Genomic DNA, 18919 nt, shown 5'->3' with positions numbered 1-18919 from the left:
TCCTTTATAAATGGGGATTATGGATTCATTTTGAGGGAGAAACTTTACTGACTAACACTATTATAAATAACGTAAATATGAATGAAAATGGTTAAAGAACTACTAATGGAATTATCCATAAACAGACTATTCCAAAAATGGATAGTCATGTTACACCTGCTTTTTATGATCATGATACCAGCAGTTTCTTTTGCTGCTGACCTTGTGGGAGTTACCCCTATTACCAACAAAATTTTAATGCTTCATTTCGATGAAGGTTATGCTAACTACGGTCCAAATCTTTCTACTACTCAACTTTTTAAATACGAACTCGATGTAGTTAATGCCCAAATGGCTGCAAACTACACCATTATAAGCGCCAACGATCCCAACTATTCCACCCCGTTAAACCCAATTGGCTCGGTGGGAAGGAAGTCCAAGGGAACTGATTTTGGGGATGTTTGGAAAAGCACCCAGTATGTCTCTGAACATTGGATTTATATTGAATTGCCAACAGCCATGCAGGCAGGCAAGCAATATACCCTTTCCATCAGTAACTTCAATTTAGGGAACAGCCCAACGGTCACTTTTACCTTCGATCCGAACCAGCTTCGGTCAAGTTCCATCCATGTAACGCAAATCGGATTTCAGCCCACTGCCCCCAAATATGCTTACATATCGCACTGGATGGGTGATAAAGGTCCTGTTGATTTTAGCAGTTACAATGGCGCAACTTTCCGTGTGGTCAATACCTCAAATGGAGTAACTGACCATACAGGAACTGTGGCCTTAAGAAAAGCCTTATCCGATGGAAGCCCACAAACCTCCTCTTCTTTAGATGGCAGCATGACTTGGTTTGGCAATGGTGCTTTAGATAAAAACTATACAGAAGCCGATGTTTGGGAATGTGATTTTAGTTCTTTTACCAGCACTGGCGAATATGTGATAGTTGTGGAAGGAATGGGTAGCTCGTTGCCATTTAAAATTGGGAATGATGTTTACCGTGAAGCTTACCGCACTGCCAGCAAAGGTTTGTTCTGGCAAAGGGCAGGTATTGAAAAGGAAATTGAACCTGGGAAAACGTACCCGAGAGGCCATTACCCCAACAATGATGTAAAAATGTATTACCAGCCTTGGCGTTGGCAAGATGAACCCAGCCACAGTAACCCTGTAAATATGGATAACGAAATAGATGGTTTATGGGGTTGGTATTATGATGCTGGGGACTGGGATGGCTATCAACGGCATGCAAAAGTACCTTTCACGCTGCTATTATTGTACGATTTACAACCCAATAACTTTAAGGATGGTGATGTAGGGAATAAATATGTGAAAAATGAAACGGGGCAATGGTACAATGAAGGCACTAATGGCATCCCTGATTTGCTGGATGAAGCCTTATGGTTAATCAATTATTACAAAAGGGGTAAAGATGTTTCCCTTGCTGCAGGTTTGGGAACAGGTGGTGTACCCGGTGCTTATGCAGGTGAAGACGCAGGAGTAGGAGGTTTGCCATCTTGGGAAGATACCCGTCCTTTGAAAATATCCGCAGAAGACCCTATCACAACTTTTAATTATGCTGCATTATCGGCTTGGTTGGCAACTTGTTTAGATAAATCGGCTGGGGGAACACATCCTGAAAGTACGGGCTGGGTTGCCGAAGCAGAAGCGGCATATACCTGGGCAGTCAATAATACTTTGGCTGGTGATGAAGCAAGTTCCGATTATAAAGAAGCCCGTATGTTGGCCTCATTAGCGCTGTATCGTTACACCCAACAACAAAGCTATCACAATGATTTTGTAGCAGTTATGAACGATATTCCTACCAATGAAAACGGTTGGTTTGGTTATTCTTCGTGGGAATTGGCTGCAGGCGTTTATGGTTTGTTGCCTACAAACTTTCCTCATTTAGATGCCAGCTTGCAAGCTGATTTGCAAAATGCCATCACTTCTATTGCTGATGGAGATTATGTTCAGACGGCAAACGACCGTGGGTACAGGTTGGGTTTTGACTGGATAAAAGCAAGTTCAAACGGAACTACTACCACACCAATGTTTTATCCACTGGCAATTGCTTACGAAATAACAGGTGATAGCAAGTATTTAGATGCCATGAACACCACCGCCAACTATTATTTAGGGGGCAACCCTATGGACTTGGTCATGATGACTGGGTTGGGGCATAACCACATCACAAGCCCATTCCATCCCGATTCCTGGAAACTTTCTGATACGGATAATAAGGTGATTAATTACGTGAACCTGCCTGGTTACACCACTTACAATTCTGTTTTCTATGATGTCACGGGAGACCATCCAACAGACTTTGGCTGGTCGGGCAATGAGGCTTTTAGTCACTTTACTGCTTATCCTGTTAGCCCAAAAGATACATGGCCAGTAAGTGAAACCCGATTTGAAAACCGCGAGAGTATTTATGGAGGGGAGTTTACGGTAAACGAGAACAACGCCCCAATGATTTTTGCCTATGGCTATCTGGCTGGGGCAAATGGCAACACACCTAAAAATACTGCTCCAACCGTTTCTATTACTGCTCCTACTGCCAATACAGTTTTGGTTGATGGAACAGCTACCACTTTTTCAGTCAATGCTTCTGATAATGAAAGTATCCACCATGTGGAATATTATATGGGTTGGCACAAGTTAGGGGAATCGGCTACTGCGCCTTATAGCCTTACGATTAGTGAATTTCCCAAGGCCTATGGCTCTGTTGAAATTATTGCACTTGCGGTAGATAACATGGGGGCAAAAACGCTTTCTGCTCCAATTTCGGTGGAACACAATAACAGTTCGGGAAAAATTCCTTTTGGTGGTGAACCTGCTGCTGTTCCTGGAACTATTCAGGCAGAAAATTTTGATGAAGGGGCGAACGGAATTGCTTATTTTGACCTGACAATTGGTAATAATACAGATACCATTGGACAAGAGCCTGTAGATTACCGACCAGGTACTGATGCAGACATCTCTTCGCTTTGGGATGACGAGCTCTCTTCGGAACATCTCATGATTATGAATACTGCCAATGGCGAGTGGCTGGAATACACTGTTGACATTGCAGAAGCCACTCTTTATGATATTTCCATGCGAATACTAAACGGAGCAGGAAATTTTGAAATGAGCCTGATTCTGGATGGAACAGATACACTAATCAATAAAGGTAAAATGCCGCAATCAGGTTGGTGGCCTTTAAGAGAAAGAGATTTTGTGAATTGCCTGGCACTTCCTTCAGGCTTACATACTTTGCGCTTTGTATTTGACAAAACAAGTGATTATGTAAAACTGAATGACATTCGAATTACAAAATCTGCAAGAGTTGCAGGCGTAACCATTGATAATAAGCTTGAAGCAGCCAATGCCCAGGAGGGAAAAAGCAATACATTAACTGCAACCATTAACCCTTCCGATGCATCATGCCCTGCAGTAACTTGGCAATCTTTGGATGAAACAATTGCTACCATTGACCCAATTACAGGTGAATTAACAGGAGTAAGTATTGGTGATGTAGAAATAGTTGTTACTTCGGATGACAATGGTTTTCAAGATACACTTGTGGTTACAGTGAGTCCACCAATGGCCATTAGTCAACCAGCACATGGGTTAACTTTAACACCGGGTGGTAATTTTACCATAGAAGTAATGGCTGATGAATTACCAGGAATCACCATTTCAAAAGTAGATTTTTACTTAGGCGGAAACCTGATAGGTTCAGATAATACCAGCCCTTATACTTTTGATGTAACCAGTCTTCCTGCTGGCACGCATACGGTAAAAGCTACGGTGGTTTACAATGAAGGTTATACTTCCAGTGATGATATTTTGGTATATGGAACTGCGCCTTTTACCCACGATTTCTCACCTAATGCTATCCCAGGGAAAATTGAAGGAGAAAATTATGATCATGGGGGCAACGGTTTTGCCTATTACGATAAAACAGCAGGCAACTCAAAAGGTGCTTACCGCCAAGATGATGTGGACATAGAATCGGGAAGTGGTGTAAGGGTAACTGGCATTGACAATGGGGAATGGTTAGAGTATTCAGTAGATGTGTTGGAAACCACCAACTACAATGTTTCATTTACTTACACTGGCTCAGGTTCAAGTATTGAAATACGTTTAGATGGTGCTTTGGTAGATACCCTTCAATTACCGGGTGTAGGTTTTTGGCCGCCTAAAACAAGTACGCTAAACAGTATTCCACTAAGTGCTGGTACGCATAAATTGAGGCTAACCAAAGTAAGTGGTTCGTTCATTTTTGATTATGTAGAATTTAAAAGGGAAGGCAATTTTTCCATCACTGACTTTAATGCAGAAATAGCTGGTTTTGAAAGCGATACGGTTTATGGTGACCCCGGAGATTACCACACCATAAATCATCTTCCACTACCATTCGATGCAGCTTTCGATACGGTAATTAGTACCCCTGGTCCTAATTCTTGGAACATTGTGGTAGAGCCACAACTTGGTTCTTCTATTGCCTTTTCTGCAGAAGAGTATTTAACAGATCAGCATGGATATATCATCTATACGGCTTATGCCAATGGCGTTGCCTATCCTGATACTATCCACTTTATTAAAAGAGGAACGTATGATTTTGAAGGGGTTGAACTGGTGGAAACTTTGCCTTTAACCGATAAAATTACCATGCTCCATTTCGATGAAGGGGAAGTATTGCTTCATGGTAAAGGGGAAGAAAAAATTGATGTGGTGAATGCAACAAGTTTCGATGTTTACACCGATTCTCTACCCGATAAAGCAACTTCCTATTTGGTCTCAAGCCCTGACGACCCTAACTATGCAACGGCTGTGCATCCATTGGATGTTTACAGAAAATCGAAACCAACTGAGCAAGGCGGAGACCCAAGTCAGGCGGTAATGGAACACTGGATTTACCTTTCATTGCCTCATGCGATGCAAAGTGGGAAAACCTACAATATAGAAATGACCACGGGAATTGCCAACAATGGGAATACAACTTCACTTACCTTCTACCCATACAATTTACGTTCGGAAGCTGTGCATGTAAATCAGGTAGGTTATGTACCAAACGCAGGTTTAAAAGTGGGCTACATTGCCGAATGGATGGGTGATGGTGGAGGACTTCTATTGTCCGATTACGCAGGAAGCCAGTTCGAAATTGTAGATTCTGTAAGTGGAAATGTGGTTTATACGGGTTCTTTAGCTATTCGAAAATTGTTGACGGATGCTCAGGTGGATAATGGCAATATGGATTTATTTGGTCCATCCAACAACTATTATGGTTCTGATGTTCTGGAAGCCGACTTCTCAGCAGTTACTGGAACGGGCACTTATTATTTAGTGGCAGAAAAATTTGGGCGTTCTTTTCCTTTCGAAATTAGCGAAGAAGTGTATCGCAAGCCATTCCAAATGACGACTAAATTTCTCTACATTAACCGAGCGGGAATTGCCAAAGAATCAGCTTACACACCATTTACCGTAGCCAGAGGGCATCACCCTGATGATGGTGTGCCAATTGTTAGAACTTCGGTACGTTCGATTGACCCACATGATGCCGCATCAATTCAGGCTGGGGAAATGGGGGCTTACCACACCTACGGCTGGTACCACGATGCTGGTGACTGGGACGGATATATGTCTCACATGTTTGTGCCTACCGCACTTTTAGCAACTTACGAAGCGAATCCAAATAGCTTTACTGATAACGAATTGAACATTCCTGAAAGTGGAAATGGTTTGCCCGATATTTTGGATGAAGCTGGTTGGTTAATCAGTTATTTCAGAAGAAACATTGATGCCGATGGTTCTGTATTTGGTGGACGAGTAACGGCAGATTATTCTGGTGGAAGCAAAGGCTCTGCGAGCAATTCTTCACAAGACCAACGGGTATGGCACGTATTTGCAGCAGACCCGCATACCAACTATGCTTTTGCTGCTTTGGCAGCCAATTATGCTTACAATTTGGAAATTGCAGGGGTAACCGATTCAACAGCCACATTACTTGCCGAAGCATTGGCAGCGTATAATTGGGCAAATAATCCAGCCAATGTATTAGCGGGTGATGAGGACAAGGGAATTAGCCATTTGGGTAATAAACTGAATGACCTGAAACTTTATGCAGCGGCTGCTCTCTATAAATTAACAGGAGAAGCCCAATACCAAACCGACTTTGAAAATGCCCTGGCAATTACTTCGGCTACTGATGACTTAAGTAATGGTTACAATCAACAATGGGGTGTTTGGACGTATGTTACCACCCCTGATTTCTCCAATACCAATACTGCCTTGAAAAATATGTTGAAAGAAGCAACGGTGAATTGGGGGCACAAGCAGGTGATTGACAATGCCAAACTTCGTTCAGGTCGTCAGGGAAGTGTGTACGATATGCCTCCAATTACTGGTTCAGAAACTACCCCAAGAATTTTCGAAGGGATTTTCGCTCACCGAGTAGCTACTGACCCGATAGAAAAACAGGAAATCTTAGATTACCTCTACACCACTGCCGATTATTATTTGGGCAATAACCCATTGAATATGACTTGGGTATCAGGCTTGGGAGAACGTCATCCTGAGCAGGCACTTCATTTGGATAGTTGGTATAATGATGCGGGAATTAAAGGTGAAATTGTGGAAGGAATTGTTCCTTATGGTCCTGTGTGGCACGGTGTATTTGACCCGCAAAACTGCCATTGCGAAGCCGATGCTGATATTATTCAGGCAGGTTGGACGCACGATTCGGATTTGGGTAAAATTTTATCTTACCCCGACCGTTTCTCATGGCCAATTTCCGAAGCCTGGTTCGATACCCGATATGCAGTACTCGATGGAGAGTTTACCGTCCACCAAAATAATGCGTATGCTTTAGGTGCTTACGGTTACTTAATTGGTGGAGATGGAACGGTTTCCCCTCCAACTACCTACACTTTAGACGTAACAGCAGTGAATGGTGTAGTAACTAAAAGTCCAGATAAAGCAAGTTATAGCGAAGGTGATGTAGTAGAACTTACCGCTACTCCAAATACAGGTTTTGATTTTGAAAACTGGACGGGAGATGCAAATGGAACGAATAACCCTGTTTCAGTTACCATGAACAGTCATAAAAATGTAACCGCAAACTTCATTGCAATAGTTAGTGGACAAACTCCTTATGGTGGTTCAGCTCAACTTATCCCTGGAATTATCCAGGCAGAACATTACGATGAAGGTGGAGAAGGAATAGCTTTCCACGATACAGATGCCGGCAATCGGAATTGTGGTGGACGTTCAGATGAAGTGGATTTGCAACAAAGTGCCAATGATGACGGCACTTGTAACATTGGCTGGATTAGCAATGGTGAATGGCTGGAATATACCGTGAATGTTGCTCAAACAGGCACTTATTCACTAGACTTAAGAGTAGCCTCCCAAAGTGCAGGAGGGACAGTTGAAATCAGCTTCCCAGATGGAACAACCACAGGGGATATCAGCTTTGCTGCAACGGGTAATTGGCAATCATGGACTTCTATTAATATCCCTGCAGTCAGTTTAAGTGCTGGGGAACAGGTTATGAGAATTGATATAAAGTCAGGCGGTTTTAATTTTAACTATGTAGAATTTACCCTTGAAAGTACTCCTCCAACTACGCCACAACCAATCGGCCAGTGGAACTTTGAAGGAGATTACAATGACCAAATTGGCAGCTTAGACGGAACTGCCTCTGGAACAGTAACTTTTACCACTGATGCCAAAGAAGGCTCACAAGCAGCTTACTTCGATTTCAATGGAGAAATTGATTTGGGTAATCCTGTTGGATATCCTGAAGGTAATTCACCAAGATCGGTAGCATTATGGGTAAAACCTTTCCAGGATAACTGGGGAAGTGATGCCAAGCTGGTGCATTTATTCGCCTATGGCAATCATCATTACAATGACTTTATCATCATACAGCAAGGGCCATCTTTTAAAGTAGGTGAAAACTGGGGCGATAAAGTAGATTTAAGCAGCCCGTGGGAAAAGGATGTGTGGATGCACTTGGTGGTCACTTATGATGGTTTAAACCTAAGTGCTTATAAGAACGGTCAGCTCCACGATAGCGACACCATCACTTTCGATACACAAATTGGAAGCTCCAGCATGTTCATCGGTGGAAACCTAAAAGATTTCTGGGGTGTGTTAGATGATGTGAAATTTTATGATGTGAGTTTGTCAGCTTCTGAGGTGGAAAGTCTTTATAATCAAAATTCAGGCAATGCCAGAGTCGCTAAAAATGGATTAATGAATACTACTGAAATCACTGATCTGAAACTAAGTATATATCCTAATCCAACTTTTAACGGTGAAATGACGGTGGAAACCAACACTCCAGCCACCATAAAGGTGATTGATATTCTTGGAGCAGAAGTGAAGAATATAAAAAGCGATGGAAAAATTTTGCTTAATGAATTGCCTCAAGGAGCTTATTTTATTCAGGCGATTACCCAGGAGGGTGTAGCGGTTAAAAAAGTAATTTTCAAATAACTGTAAAAGTGTTTTACAAAACATCCCTGGCGAGGTGAATAATCACCTTGTCAGGGACAATTATCTTAAAAAAAGAAATCATATTAATTTCAGCCAGACTAAGTAATGGTGAAAAAAATTAAATCTGAATTTATACGCAGTTATTTTTACACAAGACGATTTGTTTTTGAGTCGCATAGCAGCGTTTCGCAACGAAAAAAAAGGCGGACGGCTAGTCAAGTATTGGGCAAAAAGAACAAGTAGAAAGTGGATATTATTTTTTTATCATTACTAAATTTAGTTTTTCGAAAAAAACATATACTATCGTGAGAATTCCTCTTTTTTTAACTTTACTATTTATATCTTTTACCACAAAGGCACAGGAAAAACCAAACATCATATTTATTCTGGTAGATGATCAGCGGTATGATTTTTTGAGTTTTTTAGATCATCCCTGGATTGAAACCCCACACATTGATGCATTGGCTAAAAACAGCTTGTATTTTAATAATGCATTTGTTACATCATCATTATGCTCACCAAGCAGGGCCTCCATTCTTACCGGTCAATATCCGCATACCCATGGCGTGGTGGATAATGATACCCCTATTCCAACAGGCACACCAACTTTCCCTCAAGAATTACAAAAATCGGGTTACAAAACTGCCTTTTTAGGCAAATGGCACATGGGTGGTGATAATGATAAGCCCCGGCCTGGTTTTGATTTATGGGCTTCATTCAGAGGTCAGGGCGCTTATTTCGATCCTATGATGAATATTGATGGGGAGCGCATCCAAAAAGAAGGATACACGCCTGATATTCTTACCGACATGGCAGTAGCCTATATTAAAGAAAATGAGGATTCGGAACAACCTTATTTTCTCTACCTTTCCCACAAGTCCGTACATGAAGATTTTTCCCCTGCTCCCCGGCATGAAGGTCGTTATCAGGATTTGGAAATTCCTTTACCAGACTCTTATGCAAATACTCCTGAAAATTATAAAGGCAAACCTGAATGGTTAAAAAATCAACGGAAAAGCTGGCATGGCGCAGAGCGGGATTACAGTATTCAGAATTATGGTGATTTTAACCGTTTTTTCCAGCGGTATAGTGAATGCATGTTGGGTGTAGATGAAAGTGTAGGCAACATTGCCAAAACCCTGGAAGAATTAGGCGAACTCGACAATACGGTGATCATATACTTTAGCGATAATGGCTATTTGGTTGGTGAACACGGGCTGATTGACAAGCGGGTGATGTATGAGGAAAGTATCAGGGTACCGGCATTTGTACACTGGCCTGCTCAGATTAAAAATGCCAGCCAGAATGATGAATTTATCCTGAACATAGATTTAGGACCAACCATTTTAGATTTAGCTCATGCAGAAAAACCAGCGTCTATGCATGGAGAATCCTTTCTTCCAATGGTAAAAGGAGAGCAAACGGACTGGAGGAAAGAATTTTTATATGAGTATTTTATTGATCCAAATGCAGTACAAACCCCTACTATTTTTGGTTTGAGGACAAAAGATTATAGTTATATGACCTACCATGGTGTTTGGGATTTGTATGAATTATATGATATGAAAAAGGACAAAGCGCAAATGAATAATTTACTTGGTGGGGTAGATTATGGTTGGGGATATGGCTCTTTTTTAAAATTTGCCAAACAACAATTTCCTGAAATTTATCCCATTGCTCAAGACCTGGATGAAAGACTTGAACAATTGCTTAATCAATTTGGGGGAAACAGAAATCCGACTTGGAGAAAATGAAAAAGGCAGGGTTGTTATTGATAGGATTGGGCTTGTTTTTAAGTTTAAAGAGTTTTTGCCAAAAAGCATCAAAACCCAATATCATCCTCATATTAGCGGATGATATGGGCTATTCTGATATTGGTTGTTTTGGGTCTGAAGTCCAAACCCCAAACCTGGACAAGCTTGCAGCATCAGGAGTGAAATTCAGTCAGTTTTATAATAATGCTCGTTGCTGTCCTTCCAGAGCTGCTTTGCTTACCGGATTATATCCACATCAGGCAGGAATTGGTGGCATGACAGATACCCATATTCCGATTCCCGAATACCAGGGCTTCTTTAAAGATAATACCATTACACTTGCTAATGCGCTCCAAAGTGCAGGCTATTCTACTTTTATGTCTGGGAAATGGCATGTGGGGGAGGAAAATGGGCATTGGCCAAAAGACTATGGTTTTGAAGAAAGCTTTGCCTTTATCAATGGGGCATCGAGCTATTTCGATTTTAAACCTTATAGAAATGAAAACTGGCCTCCAGGGAATAAATTGAAAGTAGTGCATAATGCAACGGAAATTGATTTTGGAGACAGCACGATCTACACTACGGATTTATACACCGATAATGCCCTTCAACAAATTAAAAATCACAAAAAGGATAAACCATTTTTCCTATACCTGGCTTATACCGCCCCTCACTGGCCCATGCATGCTTTGCCTGAAGACATTGCCAAATACAAGGGGAAATACAATGAGGGCTGGGAAGCAATTCGGGAAAGAAGGTTTGAAAAATTGAAGAAGTTGGGATTAATAAAACCAACTAACCAACTATCAGAAAAATTTCCAGTGAATAGGGATTGGGAAAGTTTAAGTGAAACTGGAAGAAATTATGAAGCCAAATTGATGGAAGTTTATGCCGCCATGGTGGACAGGCTCGATCAAAACATAGGAAGGTTACTGCAAACACTTGAAACTTCCAGTCAATTAGACAATACCCTCATCCTGTTTTTATCGGATAATGGAGGATGCTCCGCAGGGAATTTAGCAATTGGGAAATATGCTCATCCCAGATTTGAGGCGGATGCTGAACCGGGAAGTCCAAAATCATTTACAGGTTATGGAAAAAACTGGGCAAATGTGAGTAATACGCCTTTTCGGCAATTCAAATCAAATATTCATGAAGGTGGTATTGCTGCACCTTTTATAGCCTTTTATCCTAAAAAGTTTCAGGAAGGAGAAATTATTCATGAACCCACTCATATTGTGGATATCATGCCGACATTATTGGAGATTGGCAATGCCAAATATCCTAAAAATTATAAAGGGAAAACTCTTCAACCTTACGAGGGAAGCAGTCTTGTCGATTTAATGAAAGGGGAGAAAAAAGATTTAAACAGAACCTTGTTTTTTGAGCACCTGGGAAATGCCGGATTAATTGAAGGAAAGTGGAAATTGGTGAAAAATCATAACCAACCATGGGAATTATATAATCTGGAAGATGACCGAAGTGAAACAAATGATTTGGCAGAAGAATCAGCTGTTATGCTTCAAAAACTAATTAATAAATACGAAAAATGGGCAGCTAAAAACAATGTCCTGTCCAAAGAAGAAGTCAATAAAGCTATTCCCTTTAAATTTTAAGGAGGAAGCTGTAGGCTAAAAGCTATTTTTATGAAAAGTATAATTAAAGATTATATAAAAGGATATTTTCCGAAAACTAAAGCGAGACGCTTTAACGATTTACAAGGCACAACAATTCCATTGCGGGCAAGACCCTTGCGCCAGTTTTCTTCTTGTATATGGCGCAAGCATCTCCCTTGTGCCTTCAAATCTAGTAAGCGTCTCGCTTACTTTAACGAGCCAAAACTTTTCAGCAAAACCCTCCTTTTTCTCCTTCCAGTTCTAGCCCTTTCCTGCGCTGAAAAAACAGCCGAAAAAGCGCCTCCACCGAATGTAATCTACATTTGCATGGAAGATATGATGCCTTCTTTTGGCTGTTATGGAGATACGATTGCCTATACTCCCGAAATCGACAAATTCTCAAAAGAGGCTATTCTTTTTAAAGACGTACATTGTCAGGTGGCCCTTTGTACGCCATCACGGACAAGTGTATTAACGGGAATCAGACCTTCTACCAGTGGTATTGTGAAGATTGATGATGATTGGCAAAAGATTTTGCCCAATGCAGTTTCTTTACCAAGACATTTTAAGGATAATGGTTATCACACAGTAATTGCCGGAAAAATTCACGATTACCGTTGCGGAGGAATGGACTCAGCTTACACAAAGGAATTTGACATTCATGGTATTGAAGGAAACGAGCTGCCTTTTAAAGCCATTGAAGAAGTAAAAAATCAGGATAAGCCATTTTTTCTGGCTATTGGTTACAGTCAGGCGCATGACCCGTGGAAACCCAACCCATCGGCAGAAAGTCATTATAGTAATGATCAATTTTCTGCGGAAAACAAACATCCGGTTTATAAAAAACAAACTTATGATGTGGAAGGTATTAAAAATCTTCAAAAAAAATATTACGGGGAAATTACGGAAGTAGACAGCCTAGTCGGTGGTGTGTTAAGTAAAATCAAAGCACTTGGGCTGGATAAAAATAGTATCATCATCGTGGGCGCAATGGACCATGGTTATAGTTTTGGTAATCACGGACATTGGGGTAAAGGAAATAATTATGATGATGAAACCCAAGTGCCACTATTAGTCAGCTTGCCCAACCATTCGGTAAAAGATGTAGAAGTTAATGGACTGGTAGAATTAGTGGATATTTACCCAACACTGATAGATTTGTGTGGTCTGCCAAATCCCACACAAAGTCTTGAAGGGTTGAGTTTTAAACAGCTACTTTTTGAGCCCAAAAAAGCATGGAAAAAAGCGGCATTCGTTCATCGAGCTTATGCAAAAGATATAGTAGGGATAAAAACCAAAGCTTATACTTTCATTGATTTTGCCGGGGACAGTGTAGAACTATTCGATAGAGTAAAAGACCCGCTGAACCTAAATAACATAGCCGAAGCAAATCCCGAAATTGTTCAACAATTGCAAATAATTAAAAATAAGGGTTGGGAAAAAGCCCTGCCTGAATGATTTTATTATTCAATATAAAATGGCCCATCAAAAGGAGGAAATTATTTCCCTCCCTATTGGTGAGCAAGCAATTATATATTTAAATCATGATTAAGACCAGTTTATAGAATTTTCAAAAAATTGCACAATTCATTAATCATTACTTTTTCTCTCCTACTGCCATTTCTTACAAATTGCACAAAGCCTATAAAGGATAAGGAAACGAAGAAACCAAACGTTATCATCATTTTCACAGATGACCAAGGCTATGCCGATGTGGGTTGTTTTGGGGCTGAAAAGTTTGAAACTCCGAATTTAGATAAGATGGCCAATGAGGGGGCAAAACTTACCAATTTCTATGTAGCTTCTTCAGTCTGTACGCCTTCACGAGCAGCACTTTTAACCGGCTGTTATCCTACTCGAATTGGGGTGACAACCGTGTTTTTTCCCGAGGGTCCTGAAAAAGCGAAGAATAAATCCAACCTTGGATTGAACCCACAGGAGGAAACCATTGCCGAATTATTGAAAGCACAAAATTATGCCACAGCTTGTATTGGCAAATGGCATTTGGGGCATAAAGACCCGTTTATGCCCTGGAACCAGGGGTTTGATTATTATTTTGGTTTGCCCTATTCCAATGATATGCGGCCTCAGAACAAACCTGAATACCCACCACTTCCTTTAATGGAAAATAAAAAGGTGATTGCACATGTAGGCGGAGATCAAAGTCAATTAACCACACAATATACAGAAAAGGCTAAAGCATTTATTAAAGCACAAGAAGACAAACCGTTTTTCCTGTATTTAGCCCATTCTATGCCACATCTTCCTCTATTTGTCTCTGATAAGTTTAAAGGAAAAACCGACCGGGGTTTATATGGTGATGTAATTGAGGAAATTGATTGGTCGGTTGGTGAAATCATGAACACGCTTAAAGAAGAAGGAATTGAAGATAATACACTCGTAATTTTCACCTCAGATAATGGGCCATGGTTAGTAAGGGGCTATGAACACGCAGGTTTGGCTGAACCACTAAGAGATGGGAAAATGACTGTTTACGAAGGCGGGTACCGGGTGCCTTGTATCATGAAATTCCCCAAACAAATTCCTGCCGGAATAGCAAACCATGAGGTTGTTTCAAGCATTGATTTTTTACCGACAATAGCAAATCTGACAGGGGCAAAATTACCAGAAAAAGAAATAGACGGAAAAGATTTTATGCCAACTATAACGGGTAAAGGGAATTCTACAGCACTTCACGAATATTACTATTATTTCCTTTGGGATCAGCTATTTGCGGTTCGCCATGGCAAATGGAAACTTATATTTCCACACAATAGCCTGGGAACAAAAAAAGATGAAAATGGTAAGTACATACCCGATTTCGGACCGGTTGATTGGCAACTCTACGATTTGGAAAATGATATATCGGAAAGTAAAAATCTTGTAGATGAATACCCCGATGTAGTAGAGAAAATTAAAACCCAGGGGGAAAGCTTTTTTGCCGAAATTAAAAATGATATGCGGCCATGTGGGGTATATCAAGAAAATTAAACGAGGTAGTTGCTATAGCATTAAAAAACTATGATGATAAAAAATATATTTTTTGCAGGCTTACTTCTAATTATCCAGTTATCGGCTAATGCACAACTGAAAGTTTCAGGAATGTTTTCTGATAACATGATATTACAAAGAGAGCAGAAAATACCTGTTTGGGGATGGGCGAATGCCGGGAATTTAGTGGAAGTAAAACTTAAAGGAGAAAGTTTCCCTACCATTACAAATAATGAAGGAAAGAGGATGGTTTGGTTGCCCCCTCAACCAGCAACCGAGCAACCATTAAAATTAGAGATAAAAAGCGATGGTCAATCTATCGAATTTAGCAATGTATTGATAGGGGAAGTGTGGTTTGCTTCAGGGCAATCGAACATGAATTTTCAGGTAAAAAAAGCCGATAATGCCGAAGTTGAAATTGCCAATGCTAACTTTCCTGCCATACGCATTTATACTGTGCCAAATGTAGTTAGTAAAACACCTAAAGCAGATGTTGATGGAAAATGGCTTGAATGCCATGCTAACACCATTCCTGAGTTTTCAGCAGTCGCTTATTTTTTCGGAAGGGAAATTCATAAGTTGGAAAATGTACCTGTAGGGATCATTAAAAGTGCCTGGGGAGGAACACCCTCTGAACCCTGGACAAGCCTGGAAATTATGGGCAATCATCCTGATTTTAAAGAAGAAATTGAAAGCATTAAGCATTCGCAGGATGATTTTATGCAAAAGTACCTGGAACAGGATATGCATTACAAAAGCCTAAAAGAAATCATTGCAAAAGTGCTTGAGGAAGACAAGAATACTTATGCCACCTTAAAATACAATGATGCTGACTGGCTGGAAATGGTGGTGCCTATCCATTTTCATAATACAGAAATTAAGGGATTTCACGGAATTGCATGGATGCGCAAACATTTTCATTTGACAAAAGAGCAAGCACAAAAAGACATTGCACTTACTTTAGGTAAAATAGAACAAACAGATAAAACCTACGTAAATGGCAAACCCATTGGAGAGGGCAATTATACACACAAACAAAGGGATTATCTTATCCCGGCTGCTTTGCTTAAGGAAGGAGATAATGTAATTGCTATTCGGATAAAACATATGCGCATTGGTGGTGGAGGTATTTATGCCAGACCTTTGCAAATGGTTCAGGATAAAAAGGTGATTTTAAACCTTGAAGGAAAGTGGAAATACAACCCTTCGCTGGAACATGAGTCAAAGCCTTTTTCCACAGTTTATCAGTATTTACCCGGGGCATTGTTCAATGGTATGGTTGCCCCGGTTATTCCTTATGGGATAAAAGGGGTTATCTGGTACCAGGGTGAAAGCAATGTCAGCAGGGCTTATCAATATAGAGAGATTTTCCCGCTATTAATCAATGACTGGCGAATCCACTGGAAGCAAGGAAATTTCCCATTTCTATTTGTTCAGCTTGCTAATCATAAAAGTCAACCTATAGCTCCAGTAAGCGATAAAACAGCCGAATTAAGAGAAGCTCAAAGTAAAGCACTTAGCCTTCCGAATACTGGAATGGCAGTAGCCATAGACATAGGTGATGCCAATGATATACACCCCAAAAACAAGCAAGAGGTGGGAAAACGGTTGGCACTAGCAGCCGAAAAAATTGCCTACCATAAGGACATTGTGTTTGCAGGACCAACTTTTAAGCATTACCAAATTAAGGAGGGAAAAATAGCAATTAAGTTCGATAATGTAGGTGCGGGATTAACCACAAATGGAGATGCAGAATTAAAAGGTTTTGCCATTGCCGGAGATGATGGAAAATTTGTATGGGCAAAGGCTTCCATAATCGATAAAAATACAGTAGAAGTATTTAATGAAAATATCGAAAATCCAAAAATGGTACGGTATGCCTGGGCTTCTAATCCTGTCTGTAACCTTTATAATGAGGAGGGTTTACCCGCAGTTCCTTTCCGGACTGATGATTTAAGAGGGGTGACTTACGGAAGAAAATAACCGCAACTTTATCAGTAGAGCAAAAATTTATAATGAAGGGTGGAAAAAAGCCCTTCCACAATAACTATTTACTATAATGAATATCAGATTATTAAACTTTATTTTATTGATGGTTTTTACATTGTTTTCATGTAATGAACCAAATACTGAAAAACCAGCTGAATCAGCAACCGCTTCAAATCCGGTTAGCCATATAAAAACCTCTATTCTTTCGGGCTGGAATAATTGGAACAATCCCAGTGTATTGTCTTATGTACACATGCCAGATGGATTAAACCTCCAGTTTAAAATGAGGAAAAAAGGTAAAGGACCTTACTGGTTGGATGAAACTTATGTGGCCAGCCCTAAATATAATTTTAAGGAGAAAATTAAACCAAAGGAACATGCTTATGATGGCAGTTATTCAGCCCTTCATTTGGAATGGGAAGGAACAAAAGCAAATATTGAGTCTGCTACTGATGGAGAGGATTTTGTGTTGCTTTATACTCCGGATTCTACTCAGGAAAATGTGCATATTTTAGTATTGGAAACAGGATTTTTATGGAACAAACCCGGAAGTTTAATGCTGGATAGCGAAGGTATAAAGGCTGAAACTGCGAATAGCAAATACCTTATTCAGGCTATAGGCCAACAGACGAGTATGCCTTTACCTATTTCTACACCTTATTTCACCTTCGATTCTGACAGGCAGGTTGCGATTTTTACCGGCAAGAAAAGAACCCTTCAGGAGGTACAGGAGATTGTGAAAAATCAGAAAAATAACTTAAAATCAAATGCTCAGAAATATGGAGATTTAGCCCCTGTTTATGAAGGTATTCAATCTCTGGTGGCCTGGAATCAGTTTTATGATGCTTTTAATGACCGTGGGATTTCTTCTGTCAGCCGAATTTGGAATGAAGCCTGGGGAGGTTACATCATTTTCGATTGGGATACTTATTTTATCGCCCTGGTAGCAGCTATTGAAAACAAGGCACTCGCTTACAACAATGTATTCGCCATCACCAAAAGCATTACCGATGGTGGTTTTATTCCCAATGTGGCTGCGACTTATAAAAAATCCAATGACCGATCTCAGCCACCTGTGGGTGCTATGACGGTAAAAATGATTTATGACCAATACCAGGAAAAATGGTTTTTGGAAGAAGTTTATGATGAGCTTTTGACCTGGAACAGATGGTGGGCCAAGAACCGGGATAATCAGGGATATTTGTCATGGGGTTCACATCCTCATCCAGAAGGAATGGAAGCTAATACATTGCAGGCTGCCAAATGGGAATCCGGCCTGGACAATTCCCCTATGTTCGATGAAGCCGTTTTTAATGAAGAAACCCATATGCTGGAATTGGCTTCTGTAGGCTTAATGGGAATGTATATTGCCGATTGCAAATACCTGGCGGCTATTTCAAGGGAATTAGGGAAAGGAAATGAGGAAAGGGAATTACTGGAAAGAGCAGAAAAATATGCCAAAAAGTTAAATGAGCTGTGGGATGAAAATTTGGGCATTTACCGGGATAAAGATCTGGTAACCGGGAAGTTTACAAATCATTTATCACCCACACACTTTTATCCATTATTGGCGGCAGTGCCCAATCAGCAACAAGCGGAAAGAATGGTAAACGAACATCTGATGAATCCCAAAGAATTTTATGGCGATTATATGATCCCTTCTATTTCCAGAAATGATTCTGCTTACCCCGATAACAGCTATTGGAGAGGAAGAATTTGGGCACCGATGAATTACCTGGTTTATATGGGATTAAGAAATTATGATTTGCCGGAAGCCAGAAAAACCATGGCTGAAAAATCTACCAAATTATTGATGCAGGAATGGATGGAAGAAGGCCACATTCATGAAAATTACAATGCAGAAAATGGAGAAGGGGATGACATGCGGAACAGTGACCCCTTTTATGCCTGGGGAGGATTATTAGGATATATTCCTTTGGTTGAGAAAGGTTTTATTGAAATTGAGACTTTAAAAAAGTAAAGACAACCAATGCAAAGGTTTAATATCATTTGATTAGCCCGGAACTGGCAAAAACTTGTATCAAGACTTCAAACCCTACTTTGATAAGATTAAGGTGGGATGTTGGATTACGTAAGATG

General features: G+C 40.4%; 7 protein-coding genes. All 7 read left to right on the top strand.

Annotated elements, in window-relative coordinates:
* The first annotated feature begins 87 nt into the window (after positions 1-87).
* The 7 genes from A3EM_RS0115155 (at position 88) to A3EM_RS42515 (ending at position 18800) form a co-directional block, all read left to right on the top strand.
* A complete protein-coding gene (locus tag A3EM_RS0115155; RefSeq protein WP_169513365.1) occupies positions 88-8469 on the top strand; it encodes a carbohydrate-binding protein in 8382 nt (2793 codons plus the stop codon).
* A 305-nt stretch (positions 8470-8774) separates the two neighbouring features.
* Complete coding sequence (locus A3EM_RS0115150; protein WP_020529072.1) at positions 8775-10223, top strand: sulfatase family protein; 1449 nt, start codon at positions 8775-8777, stop codon at positions 10221-10223.
* Entirely contained in the window at positions 10220-11839 is a 1620-nt protein-coding gene (locus A3EM_RS0115145; RefSeq protein ID WP_020529071.1) for an arylsulfatase, read from the top strand. The genes A3EM_RS0115150 and A3EM_RS0115145 overlap by 4 nt, the downstream gene beginning before the upstream one ends.
* A gap of 30 nt (positions 11840-11869) precedes the next feature.
* Entirely contained in the window at positions 11870-13297 is a 1428-nt protein-coding gene (locus A3EM_RS0115140) for a sulfatase-like hydrolase/transferase (RefSeq protein ID WP_083925241.1), read from the top strand.
* A 120-nt stretch (positions 13298-13417) separates the two neighbouring features.
* The gene (locus A3EM_RS0115135) at positions 13418-14830 is read left to right on the top strand and encodes a sulfatase family protein (protein WP_020529069.1); all 1413 of its coding nucleotides are present in this window, start codon (positions 13418-13420) and stop codon (positions 14828-14830) included.
* A 30-nt stretch (positions 14831-14860) separates the two neighbouring features.
* Positions 14861-16813 carry a sialate O-acetylesterase gene (locus tag A3EM_RS0115130; RefSeq protein ID WP_083925240.1) on the top strand — a complete coding sequence of 651 codons (1953 nt, stop codon included), beginning with the start codon at positions 14861-14863 and terminating at the stop codon, positions 16811-16813.
* Positions 16814-16889: 76 nt separating this feature from the next.
* Positions 16890-18800 (top strand): MGH1-like glycoside hydrolase domain-containing protein, encoded by a 1911-nt coding sequence (locus A3EM_RS42515; RefSeq protein ID WP_020529067.1) that lies wholly within the window; start codon positions 16890-16892, stop codon positions 18798-18800.
* Positions 18801-18919 lie beyond the last annotated feature (119 nt).

Source organism: Flexithrix dorotheae DSM 6795 (genome assembly GCF_000379765.1).
Classification (GTDB): Bacteria; Bacteroidota; Bacteroidia; order Cytophagales; family Flammeovirgaceae; genus Flexithrix; species Flexithrix dorotheae.
This window is presented reverse-complemented; position numbering and strand designations above follow the sequence as displayed.